The following is a 23425-nucleotide window of genomic DNA, read 5'->3' as shown; positions in this document are numbered from 1 at the left end:
ATATAAGTTATAAATTTAATTGACGAGTGATTTAGCTTTAGCCGTATTTGCAAAATGTAGTTTAGCAAAGTGATTTAAATCTTGACCTTGACGTATTAATTTTGCCGCAACTAAATCCACAGCTTTTCCTGCTCCAATAGGGAGCGTCATGCCAGCTTCGTGACTTAAAGCTACCATAGTATCTAATTCTACCACACGAGCGAGTATAGAAGCAGCTGCAACACTTAAATGGTACTGTTCGCCCTTGGTTGTAAAATAAACATTTTGTCTAATGACTGGGCTTTGTTGTGCTTTTGATAAATAGTTGAAATAAGTGGTTGCTTGGGCGAATTGGTCTATTAAAATGGCATCAGGTGTTATTGGCGCAATTTTTTCTAAGACTTTATGCAAAGCAAAATTATGTGAGATGGCCTTGAGTTGATTAACATTATTGTGAGGCTGTAGGGCATTGTATTTTTCTGGTAATAAATTGACCACATGGTGAGGGAGGCGTTGAATAATTTCAGGGGCTATGTCCCGCATTTTGGCATCAGTCAGAGTTTTTGAATCAGCTATGCCCAGCGCTTTTACCCAATCAAGGTCATTTTTAGATACGAAAACAGCCGCTGTTGTCAGTGGGCCAAAGTAGGCTCCCGCACCGACCTCATCAGACCCAATAACAGACCAATTAGCAAAATCAGTTGGGATAGTCGCACCTGGCGTTACGTGACTAGCATTCATTTTTTGAGTCGGCTGGTTTGCATTGTCTTGCCAACGAGCAGCTTCTACTTTAAAACCGCTCCCTTGAAATAGGACTTTACCAGATTTGTAAGCTGTTACTGTTGCTTGTGATAATTTAGCTGCAAACACTGCACCTTTTGGTGCTTTGGAAACAGCGTAAGGAGCGTAATAGGCCGCCATTTTTTTAAGTTGTGGTATAGAAACTTGAAGAACGATTTGCATAATATAAGTATATCAGTTTTTGTTGAGAAAAATATGGTGTATAATTGGTAGGACATCATAAGGGATAATACAATGGCAACTCAAAAAGAGAAACGACAATATAAAGCAAATTTGGCTGGTAAAAACTACATCATTTCAGGGCAGGCAAGCTTACCACACTTTAAAGCAGTAGAAACTTTGTTGAATAAGGAGTGGCAACAAATTAAAGTTGTTGCCCCTAAAATTTCAACGATGGATCAAGCCATGTTATTGACTTTTAATGCATTATCAGATCAATTATATAAGCAAGCTGAAGTAGACAACTTAAAAAAACAAGTTGTTGAGCTAGAAAAAATGTTAGCAGCGCGTGAACAACCAACGAAACCGGCAACAAGACGTGAATCAAAAAGTGCGATTGGCTCAATTATTGACCACGCGAAGCAAGATAGCCAGGCACGATCAACTAATAAACTTTTTAAACAAGGAACCTCAATATGATTTTACTTGGCGCTGCCATCATTTTTATTTTAATATGGTTTATATCCGGCTATCGACATGGTTTTGTAAATGGTTTATTAAGAATTGCGCTCTGGTTTGTTGTTTGGTATATAGCAATTAAATTTGCCAAGCCAGTTGGTTCAGTAGTAACTAATTTCGTGAACGGGCAATTTGTAAGAACGAGTGTACCACAAGATGTGGTTAGTCACGGGACACAATTTTTGGGCTCAGGACTAGTGTTTATTGTATTACTTATGGTTGGTGGTGCAATCAGTCACTATGTGTTACGTTCCTTAAAAATTATTCGACATATTCCGCTATTAGGGTGGGTTGATGGCGTACTTGGTGGTATCCTCTACGGCTTTATTGGTGCAGTGATTGCTTTTTTCACACTCCAATTATTGTCGGTTGTCCCAAATACATGGATTCAAGACCAGTTCTTGAACACACCCCAGTTAAATCAGATCCTCGACAATGTCCCTTTTTTCGCTGAACAAATTTATCATTGGTGGCTATAATTTTATGGGCACCTTATTGTGATAACTTTCGTACAGCCTATAAATAAGATAGATACTAAACAAATATGAATAATAAAGTTTTACAAACATTAGAATACGATAAAATTAAATTACAACTCAATGATTTTTTATCAACGCCAACAGGTTTGCAAGAAGCTAATGAACTACAGCCTGTCAGTGATGTTGATCTGATTAATCACTGGTTAGCAGAAACAGCCGATGCTGTTTTGATTGATCGCTTAAAGGGTGGTATACCACTATCTAAATTGAGTGACATTACCCCACATTTAAAGCGATTGAATATTGAAGCAAGTTTGAGTGCCACTGAACTATCTGAAATGAGTCTCGTGTTACGTAACACGAGTACGATTGCTAGTTTTTTTGAGCAAATGCAGGACGAGGCGATAGGCGAATCATTACGTGTGCTACCTGAACAAGCCAAGAATTTAGTGACATTGCCTGATATCACACGTCAAATTCAGATTGCCATTGATTCCTCAGGCCGCCTTAATGATGAGGCATCCTACGAATTGAAGCATGTGCGTGACCGTATCAACGGAACAGAGCAGGCAGTTAAAAATCAAATGCAAGCATACACGCGAGGCAAGACGGCACAATATTTAAGTGATCCAATTGTGACCATACGCTCTGATCGCTATGTCTTGCCTGTTAAGGCTGAGTATCGTAGTCAATTTGGCGGTGTGGTCCATGATCAGAGTCAGACGGGACAAACGTTGTATGTTGAGCCACAAGCAGTTGTGACGCTTAACAACAAATTAAGTGAACTACGTGTCCAAGAGCAAGCCGAAGAACAACGTGTGCTACAAGAACTATCAGCGACCTTAGCGCCACACACAGAAGAAATCGCCAATAATGTGACGATTCTGGGGCATTTTGATTTTGTAAATGCCAAGGCACGCCTAGCAGCTCGGTTGGATGCTATGCAGCCGATGGTTAATACAGAAAATAAAGTTGACTTGCAACAAGCTTGGCATCCGCTACTAGACAAAGATTTGGCTGTTGCCAATGATATTGCACTTGGCGATGGTTATAAGGCTATTATTATCACGGGTCCCAATACAGGTGGTAAAACAATAACTATCAAGACGCTAGGCATATTACAGTTGATGGCGCAATCTGGTTTGTTTATTACGACAAAACGCCCATCAACTGTTGGTGTGTTTCATGAAATTTTTGCAGATATTGGTGATGAACAATCAATTGAGCAAAGCTTATCAACCTTTAGTTCACATATGGCTAATATCGTCTCGATGATTGATCGTATTGACGATAAAACGCTTGTTATTTTTGATGAATTAGGCGCCGGTACGGATCCTGCTGAAGGGGCTGCACTGGCAATTGCTATTTTAGATAAAGTTGCTAGCTTGGGTGCTTTTGTGATTGCAACCACACATTATCCGGAATTGAAGCTATATGGTTATAACCGACCGGAAACGCTTAATGCATCAATGGTTTTTGATGTCAGTACGTTAAAGCCGACCTATCAATTTTTGATGGGGGTACCAGGTCAATCGAATGCTTTGGCAATTGCTAAGCGCTTAGGTTTTGGCGACGATGTGATTGGTGCAGCAACAGCTTTGACTAGCGATGCCGATCAAGATCTTAATCAAATGATTGCTGATTTGGTTGCGCAACGTGACGCGGTTAAGCAACATGATGTAGCGCTTTCTGAACAATTAAAAGCAACGGAAAAACAATCAGAAGCATTATCAGAACAGCAACGGCAGTTGGAAAAAGAGCGCGCCAAGATTGTATTAGATGCCAAAAATGAGGCGAATCATATTGTTGCAGCAACTAAAAAACAAGCTGAACAAATGATCTCAGAAATTCGTAAAGCACGACTAAATGCAGGTCAAAGTGCGGGTGAACTTAGTGAGCAAGACTTACAGGCTAAAAAACGTCAGCTGGATGGCTTGCGCCAAAATAGTAGTCTGGAAAAGAATAAGATACTTCAAAAAGCCAAGCGAGCTAAACAGCTAGCAGCTGGTGATGAGATTACTGTGCAATCCTATGGCCAGCAGGGAACGTTAATTAAACAGCACAGTAACGGACAATGGGAAGTTGAGATGGGTATTTTAAAAATGCTTGTTGACGAAGATGACATTGTTAAAACAGAAGCGACTGCCAAAGCCCAACAATCTAAAGCCAAACAAAAACAACAGAAAATTGTTAAAACCAAGACGGCTTCTGGTTCAGCACGTGCAACAGCGAAGTCTCGTTTGGATTTACGTGGCGTCCGATATGAAGCAGCGTTGGCAGAATTGGATCGCTATTTAGATACTGCAGTGCTTGCTAATCTTGGTACTGTGGAAATTATCCATGGTAAAGGGACAGGTGCCTTAAGACAAGGTGTCACCGAGTTTTTAAGATCTGATCGTCGTGTTAAGGCCTACCACTTTGCTAACGCTAACGCAGGTGGGGATGGGGCAACAATTGCTGAATTATCATAAAGTTTTGTTGTTTGTTTAAAAAGAAGTCATTGCATTAGTTGCATAGCTTCTTTTTTTATCAGGCTATATACTGTAAAAATTGCTACAGCTTTTATTGTGGTAAAATGAGTATTAACGACATGCCGTCACACTGTCAACGCAGCATTGTGTTTGGCTAGAAAGGGAATTTGTTCAGTATGCCAGAGTTACCAGAAGTTGAAACGGTTCGCCGTGGTCTAAAAAAATTAATTATTGGTGGACATATCGTTCAGGTAAAACTACCGTATCCAAAAGTCATTAGCGGTGATTCAAATGCTTTTATTACTGGCGTTATGAATGCCTCTTTTACAGCAATTGATCGCCGAGGAAAGTATTTATTATTACGTTTGTCCAATGGCCATACCATTGTTTCTCATTTGCGCATGGAAGGGCAGTACTCTGTTGAACCGCGTGAAGCAACACCACATAAACACACGGAAATTATTTTTGAACTATCGGATAATCGTGCAGTTTTCTATAACGATACACGTCGTTTTGGACGAATGGTTTTAGCGACAACAGGACATGAAAAAATTGACGTGCCCTCGTTGGCAAAACTGGGTCCAGAACCCACTGCTGATGATTTATCCTTAGATTATATGGTGACTGCGTTTGCCAAATCAAAGAAGCCAGTCAAAAGCTTCTTATTGGATCAAAATCAAATTGCTGGCATTGGTAATATCTATGCTGACGAAGTGCTTTGGCAGAGTAAAATTCATCCTGAAACGCCAACCAATAGTTTGTCACGAACAGTGTTAGCCGTTTTAAGACAAAATATTATTGACGAAATGGCACGAGCCATTAAGCATCATGGAACAACCGTGCATAGTTTTAGCAATGTTTTTGGCGAAGTCGGTCAGTTCCAAAATGAATTACAAGCCTATGGACGTGTGGGGCAACCGTGCTTACGTTGTGGCACTACCATGTCAAAGATTAAGGTTGGACAACGTGGTACGACATTTTGTCCGTTTTGCCAGCTTAAACCAAATTCAGTTATTTAGGAGAAAGAATGAATTCAATAGAACCAATTAGCATTCGTAATGTTAAGCGTGAAGCACGTGCGTTATATCATGGTCGTTTAGGCACAGCTATTAAAATCAACATCGTACCAATTGTTTTAACGATTTTGACAACAGTTAGTACACTCTTATCTCTGTATATTGTATTCCGACAATTCGCAACGATAAGTGATGTTAGTGTTTCTAGTGATGATCGTATTAGCCAAATGTATGAGACGATTCAAGATATTTTGAGTCAAGCAGTGCAGCTTGTATTGACGTGGAGTGTGTGTTGGACACTAATTGACTGGTATGAGCAACCCAAAACAAAACCAACCCTAAAAACCGCTTTTCAAGCTTTTACGCATGGTAATATTTGGCACACATTGTTGTTAGCTATTGTCCAAAGTGTCTTGATGTTTTTGTGGACATTATTATTGATTGTACCAGGAGTGGTTAAGTATTTTGCTTATTCACAGACTTATTTCATTTATAAAATAGATATTGAACATGGGACACGTCAACGTCAGTTAACTGATTACATCACGATTAGTCGTCGACTAATGGCTGGTCGTAAATGGGAGTTATTTTTGTTGGAATTGAGCTTTATTGGTTGGCATATTTTAGGTTTTGTAACAGCAGGACTAGCTTACATTTATGTCATTCCCTATCTTAATGCCACACGTGTTGCTTATTCGCGTCATCTTTTGACGCTCAAATTAGCAGAAAGGCAGGCGGCCTAATGGTTATTATTGGTTTAACGGGTAGCATTGCTACTGGAAAATCGACAGTCAGTACCATGCTACGAGATGCAGGGATGCCAATTGTTGACGCCGACGTCGTGGCACGTGAAGTTGTTGAGCCTGGCACGCATACACTAGAAGCCATTAAACTCGCTTTTGGTCCCGGTGTCATTGAAAACGGTGTGTTAAACCGTAGTCAATTAGGGAATATTGTTTTTGATAATCAAAGTGAATTACAACGATTGAATGCAATTATGCAACCAGCGATTCGTTCAGTAATGGCAGATAAAATAAACTTTTGGCGCACACAACACGTACCTGTTTTAATCCTTGACATCCCGCTCTTGTTCGAACGAGAATATGATAAAAATTATCATGTGGATAAAATCATTGTTGTCAGCGCTGACCCTGAGGTACAATTAGCGCGCTTAAAATCTCGTGACAGTTTAGATGAGCGACAAGCCAAAAACCGTATGCGTACACAGATGCCAATTGCAGAGAAAGTAGCTCGTGCTGACTACGTGATTAATAATAATGGGGATAAATCACAGCTGAAAGCACAAGTAGACGATCTCATAGAAAAATTAAAGGACATTGCACCAGAATATGACACAAAGTAGTGAGACAATTGAATTTCACGCCACTTCAGGTGTTTTCATTCGAAGTGATCATCTTATTACACCAGACGACCTAGAACGTGTGTTTACTTTATATTTGCCTTTTATTGGCTCGACAAGTTATGCCTTGTATCATTTGTTAGTCAATGAGTTACCTTATACAGCCAATCAGTTACATCGACAAGATCATAATTTTTTGATAGATAGTTTGAATATTAGTTTACCTAATTTTGTTAAATTTCGTCGCCGTCTTGAGGCTGCAGGACTCATTAAAACTTTTTATGAACACGATGCTGTAGGTGAAGTATACGGCTATCGGTTGATGATGCCATTAATGGCAGATCGCTTTTTCAAAGAGCCCTTACTCGCTGGCCTTTTATATAAATTTGTTGGTGAAGAACGCTATTTAACGCTACAAATGCGTTACGATGTTCAGGGGCAAAAGGAACTATTAGGCAAGGATATTTCTGCGCGGTTCTTACAAGTTTTTCAGAATCAAAGTGATGAGAGTGTCCCAACCACACCATTAGCGTATCAAGAGGCAAAGGTTACTGCAGAAGCAACTGACTTTAGTTTCAATGATATGGCAGAGATGGTACATGGTACAACGAAAGATGAAATCGAGAAACACCATAATTTTCTAGTTGCCATGCATTTAAACTATGGTGTGGATGAAGTGACATTAGCAAATATCATCAGTCAGAGTGTCAGTCTTGATAAACATGAAATAAGTGAAAAAGATGTACAACGCTTATTACGAGCTCAAGTAGCGCGACCTCAATCTGTGATGATACCGGCTACTAATCAAGTAACTGACGAAAAAAATAGGATACCAGAGATTAAAAATTCAGAAGCTAAGGCTTTGATTGAAATTGCAAGTACAACGAGCGCCCAAGACTTTTTAGCCTATGTTAAAACGACGCTAAAAAATGGCTTAGTGTTAAAAAATGAACGTGATTTGGTGGATTATTTAGTGGCACAAAGTGTTCTGCCAATGGCAGTTATCAATATTTTGGTCCATTATGTGTTGATTGGTCTGCAGAATGATAGTCTAAAAGGCGCTTTGGTCACAACAATTGCTGATTCATGGACGCAAAATCGTGTTGATTCTCCTGAAAAAGCCTTAGTTCAAATTCAGCAACATCAACAAGCTAATTTATCCAGACAGGAAAAACGTTTTAGTCGCTCTAAAAAAGTTGAAAAAACAGCGCCTAAATTTTTACAACAACAGCCAAAAACAGTAGCACCGGAATCGTCAGCAAACATGGGCACCGATGCAGCTGCCGCTGCGTTAGCTAAACTAAAGAATATAAAGACGAGAAACTAATATGCAAAATTTATCAGACATTCTCAAACAATTTCAACAAAAATATCCTAAAATTGAAGAAACTAAACTAGCCGAAATTGTACAAAATATTGCTGAGGACTCAGATATACGTCAATTTTGGTCTGCACATCAAAAAGAACTGAAAGCAGATGCTTTTCAACTCAAAATGATGGACTTACATGAATTTATTCAACAAAAAAAACGTATTCAATCTGGGGAAAAGTCTTTATATCCTGGTTATTATCCACAACTAGAGATTGAAAAAGGCTACCCACATGTTCGTTACGTTGCCGATGAAAAAAAGCAGCAACAGTTGATGCAGGCTGATAAGCTCATTACTTATAAAATGCCTAAGGCGATTAAAAATGCTGATCTACAGACCATCGCCGTAGAATCTGGTCGTGCAGAGGCAGTGACAGAAATTGTAGAGACGTTAACACAACTAATCGCTAAACCAGACCAGTATACACAAGGGTTGTACTTGTATGGTGATTTTGGTGTCGGTAAAACATATTTGATGGGGGCGCTAGCCAATGCCCTAGCGGCCAATAATATTGGCGTAATGATGTTGCATTTCCCGTCATTTGCTGCTGATTTGAAAGATGCTATTGGGCGATCTAATGACTTGAAATCACGCATGATGGCACAAGCAAAAAGCATACCCGTATTAATATTAGATGATTTGGGTGCTGAAAATTTAAGTATGTGGATACGTGACGATATTCTAGGGGTCATTTTAGAATATCGCATGCAAAACGAGTTGACGACATTTATAACTTCAAATTTTGATATGACGGAATTAACGTCTTATTTGGCTGAAACACGGGATGACCGTGACAAAGGTAAGGCTGCGAGATTGATGCAACGCGTGAAATTTCTGACGCGACAAATCACTGTATCCGGTAAGAATAGACGGTTAGATAATTGAAAAATATGAGGCACACAATAAAATATGGCTTGTTATTGGTTGCCGTGCTCTTTGTCTGGCTTTTTTTACGACACGATGCTTTTTTATATCAGAATCCAGTTGGCCAAGTGACACAAGTACAGGCATCGGTGACACAAAAAACCACCGATGAACATGGCAATGCTGACGTCATGATAACACAAAGATTAACTGTCAAGTTATTGAATCGGCAAAAAAGGATTATTGTCATTCACAATGACTATGCAAAATCACAAGTGATGACACAAAAATATCGTGTTGGAGACCAATTATTATTAGAAAAGGTTGCTGCCAATACACATATTTTATCGCTGAAACGTGATGCTTGGGTCGGTGCATTAATGACATTCTTTTTGGCGCTGTTATTAATGTATAGTAAGTGGCGTGCGACGAGTTGGCTATTATTGAGTATGTTGATTAATATTGCTTTATTTGGCGTCGCTTTGTTGGTAGATATTCATAACAAAGATACGAATGTTTTATTGATTTTTAGTATTTTGAGTATACTTTTCGCGGCAGTCAGTTTGATTCTGGTTCTGGGTCGAACACTACAGATGGCATTAACTTTAGCAGCCACCTTAATCACTACGTTCTTGACAATTATTTTATTAATTATTGTTTTGGATGTAACTCACAATGTTGGTGTCCATTTTGAGACCATGTCATATGTTACACAAGTACCGGCCACCTTATTCATGGCACAAACGGTCATTGGTGTTTTGGGCGCTGTTATGGATGAGGCTTCTGATATTGTGGCGATGCAATTTGGGATGCGGCGTGAAAATAGCATACGTGAGTTTGGTGATTATTGGCATGCCGGTGTGTCTGTTGGCCGCGAAATTATGGGTACATTAATGAATGTGCTATTTATGATATTTATAGCTGAGACCTTGCCAATGGTCTTTTTGATGTTACGTAATGGCAATAACTGGGCCTACATCATGGATCAAGTGATGAATCTTGGTATTTTGCAAACTGTCATTTCAGCCATCGGGATTGTTTTGGCGGTACCTGTAACCAGTGTCATTGTTGGTCTCGCACTAACAAGAAAGGCGGGTAGGCAATGAATACAATCGGTGTATTAATTATTATTTTATTTGTATTGATGCTGTTAGTTGGTCATATGCAAGGACTAAAAGTGTTCATTGGTCTGCTGCTGAATTTTGCAGCTATTTTTGTTCTGATTGTTTTAATTAATTGGCAGTTTAATGTTTATATTATTACAGGTATCATGAGTCTAATCATTTTGGCTGTCGCCATTTATTTAGGTGCTGATAATAGTGAGGTGACAAACAATGCCTTTAAAACAAGTGTTATTGTTGTTGCTATTTTAATGATAATTGCCGTTATTATGCAATATTTTGGCCAATTTCAGGGCTTTACAACCGAAAATTCTGAAGAACTAGAAGGACTGTCGTTAACTGTTGGTATTCATTTTGGTGATGTGGCGATTGCCGTGATGTTATTATCTGTTCTTGGTGCAGTTGCTGAAGCAGCGATGGCTATTGTAGCCGATTTAAATGAAGTGTTGGAGCGGACACCAGAAATGACCAGTAGCAGTCTATATGGCCATGCAAAAATCATTGGTGGACAAATTCTAGGGACAGCAATTAATACACTGTTTTTTGGTGTATTGGGCAGTAATTTACCGTTAATTATTTGGTTTGTACGCTTAAAATACCCGATTGCTATGTTTATTAATGCTAAGCTGTTGGCAACTGAAGTTGTGACAATGTTACTGGGGATGCTAGGCATTCTGTTGAGTATTTGGGTTGCGAGTTGGTTAGTGGTACGTGATAATGTGAGACAGCAAAAAGTGGGGATAAGGCATGAAAGAGACATTTAATCTCATTGAAGAAATAACGCGTTTAGATGGTTCAATATATTATGAACTTGGCAATATACCACACAATGGGCGTGCTGAATATGCAGCTGAGCACGGCTACATCAAGTCAGTACGCATTTTAAAAATTAATATTCCAAGATCTTCTTATGTAGAACAATTAGAAAATTACATTAATGCTAACTATCAACTACTGCCATTGGAGTATGACGGTTGGGAAGAGTGGCAACGTACACCTGAGATGGCGGAAGCCATGACACAAATTTTATTAGAAAATAAGTTAGGCTGACCATGTTTAGCCAAAATACCGATACAAGTATTTTTAAGAGGAAAATGTTATGCAATCTGTTTTTTATCAACCAGAAGCGGTTGTGCTGGTTTCCAAACATCTATTGAATGGTAGTGGCAGTTTACGCTGGATTTATAGAGAGTTAGCCCCAACGCAGTCACAAGATACGGGCTGGCTGCTATTTGCTGATAATGATAATGAGCAATGGAACCAAGAACCAAATAACTTTATGCCAGTTGTTGTGGCAACTGCCTTAGCTATTGAACCAAGCCTGCAATATATTTTAGATTTACCTTACGGTACTGATTTAGTATTTGTGAATCGCAATCAAATTAAAGGCTGGTGGGAGCCAAAATCGCAAACACCGATTTGGTTATCTGATGGCACAATTACACCACATATAGTAATTAAGCAAGGTGAAGTGATGGCAAATGACAATAATTAACAAAGTGTTTGTAATTTAGGTGATTTTACCCTATAATTATAAACGTTGTTGTGGTTTAAAAAATGACAAGCCTTAATCATGGTAATATAGCCAAGTGGTAAGGCAACGGTCTGCAAAACCGTCATCGCCGGTTCGACTCCGGTTATTACCTTAAAAAGCGCTGCTAATGCAGCGCTTTTTTATTGTGTTAATTGTGCTAAAGTCGCTTTTGTGAAATAACCAGAAGCAAGTTGCTGTGCTAATGGTTGCATATTTTGTTGCCATAGATTGAATTGGGCAGCTGTAGTCTCAGATAGCTGCGCTGGTAACTGATTCAACTTGTCAATCACAAAACCAATTTCCTGCTCGGCAATTATTTGGCCAATGGCACTTTCGCGCCAAGCAATGAGCGGTAAGCCGGCGCGAATATAAAGGCTTGCTTTGTGAGGTGCGTTATATTTAGTATACGTTTTGTACGTTTTATCCTCAAAATCATTATCCCAAATGAGACCGAATCCATCACGAAAAGCCATGATTAACTGCTCAGGATCAAGGTTACCTTTGTAGGTCACATTAGCGGGAAAGGTTGTGTCGCGCCATTTTTTTGGTTTAGCACCAAATAAATTAATATGCACGTTTTGTGCTTGTTGCAACCAAGGTGATTTTTGAAAAGTACCAGCAAAGTTAATCTCATGACTAAAGGATACAAGGGAGTATGATAGTCCCAAATAATCAAATAAAGGTTGTATTATGAATTGACTTGTGACACCCAATGACTGAAGTTGCGCTTTCATGGCCTGAGAATGAACAATAACGATATCATAAAGATTTAATAAATCAAATTCCCAGATTGGATGTTTCATCAGTCGCAATGGTTCAATATCGTGAATGAGAATGGCACGTTTAACTTGGCGTGCTTTTAATGTTTTGGCGAACTGTACTTCAAATTTTTCACTCATATATGAAGGAAACTGGTGTAGGACAATATCGTTTGTGTTGACTTGCTGTAACCATGAATTAATAAACTGCGTACGTGTTGCATCATCGTAACGTGCATCATTATAGCGAGCTAAGGGTAACACGGTCCACCCAGATTGATCAGCAATATGCGCGTAATCGGCTTTGGCTTTGAGTGCACCTGGAGGCATCCAAGGTTCAATTGTATGGGTAATGAAATTAGACATAAGCTTATTTTACCAAAATCCGAACCATAGTTTGCAAAAAGTTTCTAAAAACGAACTAAATAAATAAAAAAATAATAATGTTCGCTTTTTAAATGATATTTTAATGAAATTATCATGGTTTTAACCATGATATGTCGCATAATAGAGTTATAAATTTGAGAGGAGATGTGTAAGCAAAATGGGCTTACACGTTATAACTTATTATGCAACGTTCAGCGCAAATTGGAATTGGTGTTATTGCAGTGGCAGTCATTGGTGGTGGTATTTATGCTGCAACGCAAGGAAATTCAAAATCAGCCGGTAAAAATAATTATACGGTTGCTTTAGTTACTGATGGTGGTGGTATCGATGACCGATCATTCAACCAATCAGCTTGGGAAGGTTTGAAAGCCTATGGTAAAGATAATAAGTTGTCGCAAGGCACGAAGGGTTATAATTACTTCCAAAGTACAGATGCGTCAGATATTAAGACAAATCTTCAAACAGCCGTTAAGGGCGGTTATAAGCTTGTGTATGGTGTTGGTTTTGCGACAGCTCCAGCTATGAATACAGTAGCTAAGGCGAACCCAAAAACAAACTTTGCAATTGTTGATGCTGTTGTGCCTGATAAGAACGTGGCATCTTTAGCCTTTAAATCAGAGCAATCATCATACTTGGCTGGTGTTGCGGCAGCAAAACAAACAAAATCAAAGACAGTTGGTTTTATTGGTGGTATTCATGGTGATATTATCGATACATTTGAAGCTGGATTTAAAGCTGGTGTCAAGGCAACAAACCCAGATATTAAAGTCGTAACTCAGTATGCTGATTCATTTACCGATGCTGCTAAGGGTAAGACTATTGCTGCTTCAATGGTTGCTGGTGGTGCTGACGTTATCTTCCAAGCAGCTGGTGGCACAGGCTCTGGTGTTTTTGCTGAAGCCAAGGCAACGAACCAAAAGTTATCAGACGATTCTGATAAAAAGGTTTGGGTCATCGGTGTTGATATGGATCAAAAGCGCGATGGTGATTATAAGGATAAAGACAATAAGCAGTCTAACTTTACTCTTGTATCAGCCGTTAAGCGTGTTGATAATGCTGTTAAGTCACTTTCTAATAAGGCAAAGGATGGCAAGTTCCCTGGTGGGCAGACCATTACTTATGGTTTGAAGGAAAACGGTGTTGGTGTAGCTAAGGATTCCGCTTCTTCAGAAGTATGGTCAGCTATCGAATCAGCGCAGAAGAAGATTATCTCAGGTGATATCAAGGTGCCTGTACATCCATAAATGATGACATGACAAGCGCCTCAATTTGCTTGAGGCGCTTTATTGCGCCTTCAAAATAAAAAATATAACGAAATTTTAACATGTCATAAAAGCTAACATTCATCAAAAATTAAGAAGATGATGCTGTTAGAATGAAGTTACTATGAAAAAAACAAGTCAATTTTTAATTTTATCTTTGATTGCATTCGTATCTTTGATTAGTGGAACGGCTTATACTAACGCTTCAGAAAAGCCAAATTATGTGATTACAACTGATGCGACTTATCCACCTTTTGATTTTCAAGACAAAAATAATCAGTATACAGGTATCGATCAAGAAATTCTCAAGACAATCGCTAAGCGTGAAGGATTCACCTACACATTAAAACCTATGAGTTTTAATGCCGCCACACAATCAGTATCTTCAGATCAGGCTGATGGCGTTATTGCGGGGATGTCTATTACAGATGAACGCAAAGCGGTTTATGATTTTGGGACACCTTATTATCGGTCAGGTATTGGTTGGGCCGTTAAAAAGGGCTCAAATATTAAAGCCTTAAAAGACTTGAAGGGTAAGACTGTTGCGCTTAAAACTGGTACCTCTGGTGCTGACTATGCTTTATCTATACAAAAAGAGTATGGTTTTAAGGTGACTTATTTTAATGATTCAGACACGCTGTATAATGATGTCATTAATGATAATGCACAAGCAACTTTTGGTGATTTACCAGTGATTCAATATGCTGTTAAAAATGGTACCAAATTAAAGGTTATGAATCCAAAAGCACCAATACAAGCTGGTTGGTATGGTTTTGCTGTCAAAAAGGGACAAAATGCCAAGTTATTAGCTTCATTTAATCACGGTTTTGCCGAAATTAAAAAAGATGGTACTTATGACAAGATTGTCGCCAAATATTTAGGCGCCAGCGCCGCGACTTTTACCGGTAGTAAAAAAGATAACAGTACGGTCATGGGTATTTTAAATGCCAACCGTAACGCCTTTTTGCAAGGATTATGGCAAACTGTTATTTTGACCGTATTTGCCATTGTATTGGCTTCAATTTGGGGTATTTTACTTGGTGTTATGGGTGTCAGCCAATTACCATGGATTAGGGCAATATCGACAACAATTATTTATCTTTTCCGTGGGTTGCCACTGATGGTATTGGCATTCTTTATTTATATTGGTTTGCCTGGTGTGATAGGAACTAAAATTCCCGCCTTTACCGCAGGATTATTAACGCTTATTTTAAATGAGGGTGCTTATACCGCCGCATTTGTCCGTGGTGGCTTTGAAGCTGTCGATCATGGTCAAATGGAAGCGGCACGGTCACTTGGTTTACCGTACAGTAAATCTATGCGACGTGTTATTATGCCACAAGGTCTCAAAATTATGATACCAAGTTTTATTAATCAATTTATCATTACGTTAAAAGATACATCAATCCTATCGGCGATTGGTATTTTAGAATTAACACAGACAGGTTCACTGATTGTTTCACGTAATTCTCAAGGTTTTCGTGTATGGGCTATCGTAGCTGTGATATACTTGATTGTGATTACTTTACTCACATGGTTGAGTAATTGGGTAGAAAAGAGGACACGTGCATGAGTGAAGCACAAAAAAAAGTAAAAGTACACGTCGACAAAGTTAATAAATCATATGGCGATAATCATGTTTTACGCGATATTTCATTAGATATTGCTGAAAATGAGGTTGTCGTAATGATTGGCCCTTCTGGTTCTGGTAAGTCTACTTTCTTACGTATGCTTAACCAACTCGAAACACAGGATGATGGCACAATTGTTGTTGATGGTTTTGATATTTCTGATAAAAAGACAGATATTAACAAAGTCCGTGAAAATATCGGCATGGTGTTTCAGAATTTCAATCTATTTAATAACTACACCGTACTTGAGAATATTATGCTGGCCCCAGTTGAATTGGGCAAGTTAGATAAAGTTGCGGCTGAGAAGAAGGCACGTGAATTACTTGATACTGTTGGTTTGGCAGATAAAGCAGATGTTTCAGTTAATTCACTGTCTGGTGGTCAAAAACAACGTATTGCTATTGCGCGAGCCTTAGCAATGTCACCTGATATTATGTTGTTTGATGAGCCAACTTCGGCTTTAGATCCAGAAATGGTTGGCGATGTGCTTGAAGTTATGAAAAATCTAGCTGACTCAGGTATGACCATGATCATTGTTACTCACGAAATGGGATTTGCTAAGCAAGTTGCTGATCGTGTTGTATTCTTTGAATCCGGTAAAATACAAGAATCTGGTGCACCTGAACAAGTATTCAATGCGCCTAAAAATGCACGATTACAAGAGTTTTTGAGTAAGGTTATGCACGCTTAAGCATTGACAATACTGCTCTTGGCTTAATATATGATCAAAATAATTAAAAAAGCCGACCACTAGGTCGACTTTTTTGTGGGATAAGGGAGAGTTCATGACTATGTTAAAAAAATGTTTACTTGGTCTAGCAACGTTCGCTGCTTTCTTTACTTTCGTTTCAACGAGTCAAGCATCTGAACCACACTACACCATTACAACTGATGCAACTTATGCACCATTTACATTTCAAGATAAAAATAATAATTATGTCGGTATTGAACAGGACATGATGCAAGCAATTGCTAAACGTGAAGGTTTCACCTATACAATGAAACCGATGAGCTTTAATTCTGCCGCTCAGCTAGTCTCTAATGGCCAGGCTGATGGTATTATTGCGGGGATGTCAATTACCCCAGAACGTAAAGAAGTTTACGATTTTGCAACGCCTTATTATAAAACTGGTGTTGCCTGGATTGTTAAAAAAAATAGCACCATTAAACAGTTAGCTGATTTAAAAGGGAAAACTGTTGCGTTGAAAACGGGGACGGCAGCGTCTGAATACGGTAAATCTTTACAGAGTAAATACGGTTTTAATGTCAAGTATTTCAATGATACAGATACGATGTACAATGATGTTGCTGTGGGGAACTCGGCTGCAACATTTGAAGATATGCCAGTAATTCAATACGCAATTAAAAATGGCATGAAACTCAAAATCATGAACGCTGATAACCCCGGTAATGCGGGTTGGTACGGTTTTGCGGTTCAAAAGGGAAAAAACAAAGCCCTACTAGCTGCCTTTAATAAAGGTTTTGCAGCAATTAAAGCTGATGGTACGTATAATAAAATTACAGCTAAGTATCTAGGTGCTAGTCAAGCAACATTTTCTGGCAGTAAGAAAGATAATAGCACAGTATTGGGGATTTTAACGGCCAATAAAGCAGCCTTCTTAAAGGGCTTGTGGCAAACAGTGCAACTCACTGTGATTGCGATTGTATTAGCATCTATCTGGGGAACCTTATTAGGTGTCATGGGTGTCAGTGAGTTGAAGTGGGTACGTGGTGTATCGACAACGATTATTTATATTTTCCGTGGTTTACCTTTAATGGTATTAGCGTTCTTTATTTATATTGGTTTACCTGGTGTCACTGGGGTCAAGATTCCGGCTTTTACGGCTGGTATTATTACCTTGATATTAAATGAAGGTGCTTACACCGGTGCGTTTGTTCGTGGTGGCTTTGAAGCTGTCGAACGTGGTCAAATGGAAGCGGCAAGATCACTTGGCTTGAATTATAATAGCGCTATGCGCAAAGTAATCATGCCACAAGGGCTACGTATTATGGTGCCAAGCTTTATTAATCAGTTTATTATTACGTTGAAAGACACCTCAATTTTGTCAGCCATTGGTTTGCTTGAATTAACGCAAACAGGAACATTAATTGTTGCGCGTAACTCTCAAGGCTTCCGTGTCTGGGCAATTGTAGCGGTGATATATCTGATTGTTATCACACTATTAACATGGTTAAGCAACTGGGTTGAGAAAAAAATTAAATAATTATGTGTTATAAAAGCTTTCAAACCGTATTATGGTTTGGAGGCTTTTATGTTTGTTGCAATTAATCGAAAAGAACAATATGTTTTGGCACGTGATGCTAAAAAAAATAGTCAATTTAATTGTCCGGGCTGCCATGAACCAGTTATATTACGTGTTGGTGACATCAAACAGCAGCATTTTGCGCATATTGTTGGTGCAAAATGTCAGACATTCTCCGAGAATGAAACAGCTGCGCATCTATCTGGAAAACTACAATTAGCTGAGCAACTGGCTACTTACGGTGTTGTTCAAATTGAAGCTAAGCTCGTAGCTATCCAGCAGAGGCCAGATATTTTGTTAACTATAGGGGATAAACAGCTTGCAATTGAATATCAGTGTAGTCCTATATCTCAAAAGAGACTGGCTGAACGTAATGAAGGCTATCGGCGTCAAAATATTGATGTGATATGGATATTAGGGGAGACTTATTTTGAACGGCATTTATCACAAAAAACGATTTTAAAATTCATGACTGCTCATGATCAAGTTGTTTTTTATTTACCAACGCAAGGGCATTATATTCATCGCGGCCATTTTATCAAAAAGGACTTTGAGCGTGTCCACTATACCGAAATTTGTGATACAATGCCTTTCACTGTTATTTCTAAGCTGTCAAGACAAAGGCCGTTAGATGTCAAAAAACAAATTTATAAATTGCAAAATCTGCTGTTACAAAAAAGAGTCAATCAGCAAATGATTAGTTATTTTTATAATCAAAATAGGCTGATTATTCTAGCACCGTTGTGGATACATTATGGTGAGACTTTTGGTCTGATAATTGCAAACTGGCAATGGCGTTTATTAGCAGTTTGTTTAATTGAAAAAGTAGGGATTGGTCATAAAGTGCGTTTACGGTGCATTGCAGACAAATTATTTACTTATGTAGTAGGAAATGACAGGTTTAGATGGCGCCAAGTAAAAAAATTGCTAGATAGTTTGCAACAACAAGGCTACATATCTTTACAGGGAGATTATTTATGTGTTTTGAGTGAGCTGCCCTGGTTTATATCGCTTGCAGGTAAGTTAGATAAAGTGAGAAAAAAGTGATAAAATAAGATATTATATCTTAGAAAGGAACGCAACACCCGCTGTTTCGTCTTCTTAATGAAGCAGCAAGTGTTGATCAGTAATAATATGCCACAGATAAAGCGTCATGAAGTGCCAACAGCGTTAACATGGGATTTAACAACTATTTTTTCATCAGATGAGGCCTGGGAAAAGACTTTTCAAAAAGTTCATGAATCAGCTCAAAATATGACGCGTTTCGTTGGGCACGTCGGTGATTCGGCTGACATGTTACAAGCGGCATTAGTGGCAGATTTATCGTTGGAACGTTTATTAGAGAAAGTTTACGTCTACGCCCACCAAATATATGATCAAGACACAACTAATCAGCAGTATGCAGCATTTAACGCTCGAGTACAGGCGCTTTGGGCTGAAGTTAGTGAAGCGACGGCCTATTTTCAGCCTGAAGTATTGCGTATTCCTGATACGGTATTAGCTGAGTATCTAGCAACACCTGGGTTAGAACCATTTAGTCATTTATTTGATACGATTCGTTTACAAAAGCCACACACACTACCTGTTGAACAAGAAGCGCTACTAGCTGGTGCTAGTGATATTTTTAATGCGTCTGAAAATACATTTGGTGTGCTTGATAATTCAGATCTGTCTTTCGGAGATGTACATACTGAAACAGGTGAACTGGTGCCTTTGACTAATGGTTTGTACAGTCTATTATTAGAATCGCAATCACGCGACCTACGTCAGGAAGCATTTGATACACTCTATGACAGCTATATTAGTTTTCAAAATACTTTTGCTTCAACACTGTCATCGCATGTGAAAGGCCATAATTTCTTGGCGAAAGCACGACATTATGATTCAGCGCGCGAGGCCGCTATTTTACCACATGGCTTACCTACAACGGTTTTTGAGACCCTAAGAAAATCAGTTAATGATCATTTGCCATTACTACATCGATTTGTCTCGTTACGTCGTCAAGTGTTGGGTGTTGAAGACGTCCATAGCTATGACTTATACGTGCCCTTAGTTGATGATGTTACATTTGATGTTTCCTATGATAAGGCGCAAGACATTGTGATTAAAGCATTAGCGCCATTGGGCGAGGATTATGTGCGTATTGTCCAGCGTGCCTTTGATGAACGTTGGATAGATGTTGTTGAAAACAAGGGTAAACGGACAGGAGCATACTCTAGCGGCGCGTACGATACCAATCCTTTTATTCTATTGAATTGGCAAGATAATTTAAATAATGTTTATACTTTAGCTCATGAGTTGGGACATTCTGTTCATTCTTATTTAACAAGACATACACAACCTTATCATTACGGTGACTACCCCATTTTTTTGGCAGAAATTGCTTCTACAACGAATGAAAGTCTATTAACAGATTATTTACTGAAAACTAATCATGATCCTAAGGTGCAAGCTTATGTCTTGAACCAATATCTAGACGGTTTCAAAGGGACGGTCTTTAGACAAACGCAATTTGCAGAATTTGAAGATTGGATTCATCAACAAGCTGCTGAGGGCGAGGCTCTAACGGCTGATAAAATGAGTAGTTATTATGGTGAATTAAATCAAAAGTATTATGGCCCAGATTTGTTTCCTGATGAGGCTATTGCGTATGAGTGGGCACGAATTCCGCATTTTTATTACAATTACTATGTTTATCAATATGCAACAGGTGAAGCAGCTGCTACAACACTAGCTGACCGTATTATCAATCACGATGGTGCTAATGACTACAAAAATTATTTACGTGCTGGCGCCTCTGATTATCCGCTAAATGTTATTGGAAAAGCTGGTGTTGATATGAGCCAGTCAGATTATCTGAACCAAGCTTTCCATGTCTTTGAAACGCGACTGAACCAGTTAGAAAAGTTACTCGCAAACTAAGACAAGCACTCGTTCTGCTGTGGTAAACTATTAACGAGGAGAAGAGTTATTATGTCGCCAAATTCAGCACCTGAAAAATTAATCAATACTGCTTTAATGGCTCTTGATGAGACATATACACCATATTCGAACTTTCCAGTTGGTGCTGCACTACAAGTCGCTGATGGGCGTGTTTTTAAAGGTATTAATATTGAGAATGTTTCTTTTGGTTTGACTAATTGTGCTGAGAGAACGGCCATTTTTAGTGCGATGGCTGCCGGCTACCGACAGTTTGAAGGGTTAGTGATTGCGGGACGTACAAAAGCACCAATCGCACCATGTGGGGCATGTCGGCAAGTGATGGTTGAGTTTTTTGGCCCAGATATGCCGATTTGGTTAATTAATGATTCAGGTAAAGAAATAAAAACGAATATTGCTTCATTAATGCCTGGCTCATTTAATGGATTAGATTAAGCAAACGAAGGAGTAAACAATGAAAAAAGTATTAGTATTTGATGGTATTGCTCAGGTTGCCATTGATTACCTCAAGTCCAATCATATTGAGGTAATATCAAATCAACAAAAAAATGATGACGATTTCTTAGCGAATCAGGATTTGAATGGGATGATTTTGATGATGCATCCAGTGGATAAGCACATATTATCTCAGCTTCCGGATTTGAAAATCGTTGCGCGGTATGGTGTTGGTTATGATAACGTTAATTTAGAGGACGCCAGTCAGCAACATGTCATTGTGACAAATACACCTGGTGCTAATGCAACAGCTGTTGCAGAGACAGCCTTAATGCACATGCTCATGAGCGGACGTTTATTTTATCAAGAGAGACAAAGCATCACGGATGAGACAGATGCCCCAGCCAAAGGACAAGAAGTGTCACATAAGAAAATTGGTATCATTGGTTTTGGTGCGATTGGTCAAAAAATAGATGAACTCTTAACTGGTTTTAACGTTGAGGTACTAGCTTATGCGCGACATAGTAAATCAGTTAAAAATGGACGCATGGCAACTTTAGAAGAAATCTATTCGCAATCTGATTTTATTGTGTTAGCCTTGCCGGCAACGTCTGATACCCAGAATATGATTGACGCTGAAGTGTTTAAAAAAATGAAAAATACTGCGGTATTAGTGAATATAGCACGTGGTGCCATCGTGGACGAAAACGCGTTGTTTAATGCACTAAAGTCCGGAGAAATTGCTGGAGCTGGTTTAGATGTTGTCACTAACGAACCAATTTCTGACAACAATGCCTTACTAGGTCTTTCTAATACATTTATCACGCCGCATATTGCTGCTAAGTCTCGAGAAGCTTTTGATGCTGTCGGATTAGCTGCAGCAAAAGAAGTTGTGCGTGTATTAAATAACGAAGCACCATTGAATCAGGTGAACGCATAAAAAAACCACATACCAGATTTGGTTGTGGTTTTTTATTTTGGCTCGTGTAGTGTGACTGGTAGTAAATCGTTTTTAACAGTTGATCGTTGATTGATTTCAGCAAATAACACTTCAATTAAGCGTTGCGCTGCTTCGTGAATTGGTTGAATAATCGTTGGTAAGTCAGGATGAAGTAATTGCACAATTGGTGAGCCATCATAACCAACGACAATGACATCCTCAGGAACTCGAATGTTTGCAGTTCGCAGTGCGTTTTGCAGTTGAATAGCCATTATATCATTATAAGCAAAAACACCATCGATATTCTGCGTTTGGATATCCTTTACGATGTCTTGAATAATATTTGGTTCGGATATTTTGTTGGAATCAAAATCCAGAGTACTAATCTTACTTTTTGAGCCGACAGCATCAACAAAACCGTTATAACGTTTTGATGTAGGCGAGATTGATTGATCGTTATCGTTCAATACTAAAAGATTTTTGGCGCCTTGTGAGACAAGGTAGTTACCAAGAAGAAAACCACCTTGGTAATTGTCTTCGCTAACAATTGGCACATTATCAGACAGATGACGATCATAAGCGACGATAGGTAGCAAACTATTGCTGTAACTTTCAATGCCAAGATTATGTGATGATGTAATAATACCCTCAACCTGATTAGCAGCAAGCATTTGCAAATATTGTTGTTCTTTTTCTATATTATTTGCACTTGTTGCAATAATAACCTTGTATCCTTTTTCAAACAAAAGTTGTTCTATCTCACTTGCAAGTGCTGTGAAAAAAGGGTTTTGTATGTTAGGAAAAATAAGACCGATAAATTGGGAAGATTTTCCCTGTAAAGACCTTGCCATTGCATTAGGTTGATAATGTAATTCACGCATAGCAGTGTGGACTTTATCAATTGTTTTTTGACTTAATGAACCATAACTATTAATCACACGTGATACCGTTGTTACTGAGACACCTGCTAATTCAGCGACGTCACTTAGCTTTGCAACCATAAACACCTCCATTGGTGGAGAAACTAATCTCAAAAATTATATTTATACTAGTCCATTATACACGGTTTTGTAAACGCTCACGATGATTACTGCAATATATTTTTTGAACAACGCTTGACAACAAAAAATTTAAG

The 23425-nt window shown here is 38.7% G+C and carries 23 protein-coding genes and 1 tRNA gene; 21 read left to right on the top strand and 3 right to left on the bottom strand.

All coding sequences use genetic code 11. The features are described 5' to 3' along the window. Positions 1-15: 15 nt before the first annotated feature. Complete coding sequence (rnhC, locus tag FAZ25_RS01360) at positions 16-942, bottom strand: ribonuclease HIII (RefSeq protein WP_048801701.1); 927 nt, start codon at positions 940-942, stop codon at positions 16-18. A gap of 72 nt (positions 943-1014) precedes the next feature. Here rnhC and zapA point away from each other — a divergent pair, with 72 nt between their 5' ends. The 13 genes from zapA (at position 1015) to FAZ25_RS01295 (ending at position 11785) form a co-directional block, all read left to right on the top strand. Beyond that, the gene (gene zapA, locus FAZ25_RS01355; protein WP_004900204.1) at positions 1015-1419 is read left to right on the top strand and encodes a cell division protein ZapA; all 405 of its coding nucleotides are present in this window, start codon (positions 1015-1017) and stop codon (positions 1417-1419) included. Beyond that, the gene (locus tag FAZ25_RS01350) at positions 1416-1937 is read left to right on the top strand and encodes a CvpA family protein (RefSeq protein ID WP_004900200.1); all 522 of its coding nucleotides are present in this window, start codon (positions 1416-1418) and stop codon (positions 1935-1937) included. Before zapA ends, FAZ25_RS01350 begins: the two co-directional genes overlap by 4 nt. Positions 1938-2002: 65 nt before the next feature. Continuing rightward, positions 2003-4408, top strand: a complete 2406-nt coding sequence (locus FAZ25_RS01345; protein ID WP_004907415.1) for an endonuclease MutS2 — start codon at positions 2003-2005, stop codon at positions 4406-4408. A gap of 176 nt (positions 4409-4584) precedes the next feature. Then, positions 4585-5427 carry a bifunctional DNA-formamidopyrimidine glycosylase/DNA-(apurinic or apyrimidinic site) lyase gene (gene mutM, locus FAZ25_RS01340; protein ID WP_040176599.1) on the top strand — a complete coding sequence of 281 codons (843 nt, stop codon included), beginning with the start codon at positions 4585-4587 and terminating at the stop codon, positions 5425-5427. Positions 5428-5435: 8 nt separating this feature from the next. After that, positions 5436-6167, top strand: coding sequence for a DUF975 family protein (locus FAZ25_RS01335; protein ID WP_040176600.1), 732 nt, complete (start codon positions 5436-5438; stop codon positions 6165-6167). Continuing rightward, entirely contained in the window at positions 6167-6787 is a 621-nt protein-coding gene (coaE, locus tag FAZ25_RS01330; RefSeq protein ID WP_040176601.1) for a dephospho-CoA kinase, read from the top strand. Before FAZ25_RS01335 ends, coaE begins: the two co-directional genes overlap by 1 nt. Further along, positions 6774-8111, top strand: coding sequence for a DnaD domain protein (locus FAZ25_RS01325; RefSeq protein WP_040189878.1), 1338 nt, complete (start codon positions 6774-6776; stop codon positions 8109-8111). The genes coaE and FAZ25_RS01325 overlap by 14 nt, the downstream gene beginning before the upstream one ends. A gap of 1 nt (position 8112) precedes the next feature. Continuing rightward, the gene (gene dnaI / locus FAZ25_RS01320) at positions 8113-9039 is read left to right on the top strand and encodes a primosomal protein DnaI (protein ID WP_004907410.1); all 927 of its coding nucleotides are present in this window, start codon (positions 8113-8115) and stop codon (positions 9037-9039) included. Between the two features lie 5 nt (positions 9040-9044). Then, a complete protein-coding gene (locus FAZ25_RS01315; RefSeq protein WP_004905956.1) occupies positions 9045-10124 on the top strand; it encodes a YibE/F family protein in 1080 nt (359 codons plus the stop codon). Then, a complete protein-coding gene (locus tag FAZ25_RS01310) occupies positions 10121-10903 on the top strand; it encodes a YibE/F family protein (protein ID WP_004907408.1) in 783 nt (260 codons plus the stop codon). Before FAZ25_RS01315 ends, FAZ25_RS01310 begins: the two co-directional genes overlap by 4 nt. Then, a complete protein-coding gene (locus tag FAZ25_RS01305) occupies positions 10887-11189 on the top strand; it encodes a hypothetical protein (RefSeq protein ID WP_004900181.1) in 303 nt (100 codons plus the stop codon). Before FAZ25_RS01310 ends, FAZ25_RS01305 begins: the two co-directional genes overlap by 17 nt. Before the next feature lie 49 nt (positions 11190-11238). Continuing rightward, on the top strand, positions 11239-11634 hold the full coding sequence (locus FAZ25_RS01300) for a DUF2185 domain-containing protein (RefSeq protein WP_040189881.1): 396 nt from the start codon (positions 11239-11241) through the stop codon (positions 11632-11634). Positions 11635-11714: 80 nt separating this feature from the next. Then, positions 11715-11785 (top strand) — tRNA-Cys (locus tag FAZ25_RS01295). A 28-nt stretch (positions 11786-11813) separates the two neighbouring features. Here FAZ25_RS01295 and FAZ25_RS01290 read toward each other — a convergent pair. After that, complete coding sequence (locus tag FAZ25_RS01290) at positions 11814-12797, bottom strand: sugar transferase (RefSeq protein ID WP_040189882.1); 984 nt, start codon at positions 12795-12797, stop codon at positions 11814-11816. A 203-nt stretch (positions 12798-13000) separates the two neighbouring features. Here FAZ25_RS01290 and FAZ25_RS01285 point away from each other — a divergent pair, with 203 nt between their 5' ends. The 8 genes from FAZ25_RS01285 to FAZ25_RS01250 all read left to right on the top strand — a co-directional run bounded on the left by FAZ25_RS01285 (position 13001) and on the right by FAZ25_RS01250 (position 22290). After that, positions 13001-14062: a BMP family protein gene (locus FAZ25_RS01285; RefSeq protein WP_004900172.1), complete on the top strand. Its 1062-nt coding sequence runs from the start codon at positions 13001-13003 to the stop codon at positions 14060-14062. Between the two features lie 142 nt (positions 14063-14204). After that, entirely contained in the window at positions 14205-15653 is a 1449-nt protein-coding gene (locus FAZ25_RS01280) for an ABC transporter substrate-binding protein/permease (protein ID WP_040189883.1), read from the top strand. Beyond that, a complete protein-coding gene (locus FAZ25_RS01275; protein WP_004900167.1) occupies positions 15650-16402 on the top strand; it encodes an amino acid ABC transporter ATP-binding protein in 753 nt (250 codons plus the stop codon). Before FAZ25_RS01280 ends, FAZ25_RS01275 begins: the two co-directional genes overlap by 4 nt. Positions 16403-16496: 94 nt before the next feature. Beyond that, on the top strand, positions 16497-17936 hold the full coding sequence (locus FAZ25_RS01270) for an ABC transporter substrate-binding protein/permease (RefSeq protein WP_004905944.1): 1440 nt from the start codon (positions 16497-16499) through the stop codon (positions 17934-17936). Positions 17937-17984: 48 nt separating this feature from the next. Continuing rightward, complete coding sequence (locus FAZ25_RS01265) at positions 17985-19022, top strand: competence protein CoiA (protein WP_040176608.1); 1038 nt, start codon at positions 17985-17987, stop codon at positions 19020-19022. Positions 19023-19109: 87 nt separating this feature from the next. After that, entirely contained in the window at positions 19110-20897 is a 1788-nt protein-coding gene (gene pepF, locus FAZ25_RS01260) for an oligoendopeptidase F (protein WP_036060955.1), read from the top strand. Positions 20898-20948: 51 nt separating this feature from the next. Then, positions 20949-21350 (top strand): cytidine deaminase, encoded by a 402-nt coding sequence (locus FAZ25_RS01255; protein WP_004907398.1) that lies wholly within the window; start codon positions 20949-20951, stop codon positions 21348-21350. Between the two features lie 19 nt (positions 21351-21369). Then, positions 21370-22290, top strand: a complete 921-nt coding sequence (locus FAZ25_RS01250) for an NAD(P)-dependent oxidoreductase (RefSeq protein WP_004905936.1) — start codon at positions 21370-21372, stop codon at positions 22288-22290. A 32-nt stretch (positions 22291-22322) separates the two neighbouring features. Here the strand turns inward: FAZ25_RS01250 and FAZ25_RS01245 are convergent, their stop codons facing one another. Beyond that, entirely contained in the window at positions 22323-23291 is a 969-nt protein-coding gene (locus FAZ25_RS01245) for a LacI family DNA-binding transcriptional regulator (RefSeq protein ID WP_040189884.1), read from the bottom strand. Between the last annotated feature and the right edge of the window lie 134 nt (positions 23292-23425).

Source organism: Leuconostoc sp. LN180020, from assembly GCF_014844115.1.
Taxonomy (GTDB): domain Bacteria; phylum Bacillota; class Bacilli; order Lactobacillales; family Lactobacillaceae; genus Leuconostoc; species Leuconostoc citreum.
The sequence above is the reverse complement of the archived record's forward strand: the minus strand, read 5'-3'. Positions and strand labels throughout refer to the sequence as shown.

Excerpts from the sequence above, each read along its gene's own strand:
- FAZ25_RS01290 (WP_040189882.1), bottom strand. The coding sequence starts at position 12,797 with ATGTCTAATTTCATTACCCATACAATTGAACCTTGGATGCCTCCAGGT.
- FAZ25_RS01270 (WP_004905944.1), top strand. The coding sequence starts at position 16,497 with ATGACTATGTTAAAAAAATGTTTACTTGGTCTAGCAACGTTCGCTGCT.
- FAZ25_RS01310 (WP_004907408.1), top strand. The coding sequence starts at position 10,121 with ATGAATACAATCGGTGTATTAATTATTATTTTATTTGTATTGATGCTG.
- coaE (WP_040176601.1), top strand. The coding sequence starts at position 6,167 with ATGGTTATTATTGGTTTAACGGGTAGCATTGCTACTGGAAAATCGACA.
- FAZ25_RS01250 (WP_004905936.1), top strand. The coding sequence starts at position 21,370 with ATGAAAAAAGTATTAGTATTTGATGGTATTGCTCAGGTTGCCATTGAT.
- FAZ25_RS01305 (WP_004900181.1), top strand. The coding sequence starts at position 10,887 with ATGAAAGAGACATTTAATCTCATTGAAGAAATAACGCGTTTAGATGGT.
- rnhC (WP_048801701.1), bottom strand. The coding sequence starts at position 942 with ATGCAAATCGTTCTTCAAGTTTCTATACCACAACTTAAAAAAATGGCG.
- FAZ25_RS01285 (WP_004900172.1), top strand. The coding sequence starts at position 13,001 with ATGCAACGTTCAGCGCAAATTGGAATTGGTGTTATTGCAGTGGCAGTC.
- FAZ25_RS01275 (WP_004900167.1), top strand. The coding sequence starts at position 15,650 with ATGAGTGAAGCACAAAAAAAAGTAAAAGTACACGTCGACAAAGTTAAT.
- mutM (WP_040176599.1), top strand. The coding sequence starts at position 4,585 with ATGCCAGAGTTACCAGAAGTTGAAACGGTTCGCCGTGGTCTAAAAAAA.
- FAZ25_RS01350 (WP_004900200.1), top strand. The coding sequence starts at position 1,416 with ATGATTTTACTTGGCGCTGCCATCATTTTTATTTTAATATGGTTTATA.
- FAZ25_RS01345 (WP_004907415.1), top strand. The coding sequence starts at position 2,003 with ATGAATAATAAAGTTTTACAAACATTAGAATACGATAAAATTAAATTA.
- dnaI (WP_004907410.1), top strand. The coding sequence starts at position 8,113 with ATGCAAAATTTATCAGACATTCTCAAACAATTTCAACAAAAATATCCT.
- FAZ25_RS01325 (WP_040189878.1), top strand. The coding sequence starts at position 6,774 with ATGACACAAAGTAGTGAGACAATTGAATTTCACGCCACTTCAGGTGTT.
- FAZ25_RS01265 (WP_040176608.1), top strand. The coding sequence starts at position 17,985 with ATGTTTGTTGCAATTAATCGAAAAGAACAATATGTTTTGGCACGTGAT.
- FAZ25_RS01335 (WP_040176600.1), top strand. The coding sequence starts at position 5,436 with ATGAATTCAATAGAACCAATTAGCATTCGTAATGTTAAGCGTGAAGCA.
- pepF (WP_036060955.1), top strand. The coding sequence starts at position 19,110 with ATGCCACAGATAAAGCGTCATGAAGTGCCAACAGCGTTAACATGGGAT.
- zapA (WP_004900204.1), top strand. The coding sequence starts at position 1,015 with ATGGCAACTCAAAAAGAGAAACGACAATATAAAGCAAATTTGGCTGGT.
- FAZ25_RS01315 (WP_004905956.1), top strand. The coding sequence starts at position 9,045 with ATGAGGCACACAATAAAATATGGCTTGTTATTGGTTGCCGTGCTCTTT.
- FAZ25_RS01255 (WP_004907398.1), top strand. The coding sequence starts at position 20,949 with ATGTCGCCAAATTCAGCACCTGAAAAATTAATCAATACTGCTTTAATG.
- FAZ25_RS01300 (WP_040189881.1), top strand. The coding sequence starts at position 11,239 with ATGCAATCTGTTTTTTATCAACCAGAAGCGGTTGTGCTGGTTTCCAAA.
- FAZ25_RS01245 (WP_040189884.1), bottom strand. The coding sequence starts at position 23,291 with ATGGTTGCAAAGCTAAGTGACGTCGCTGAATTAGCAGGTGTCTCAGTA.
- FAZ25_RS01280 (WP_040189883.1), top strand. The coding sequence starts at position 14,205 with ATGAAAAAAACAAGTCAATTTTTAATTTTATCTTTGATTGCATTCGTA.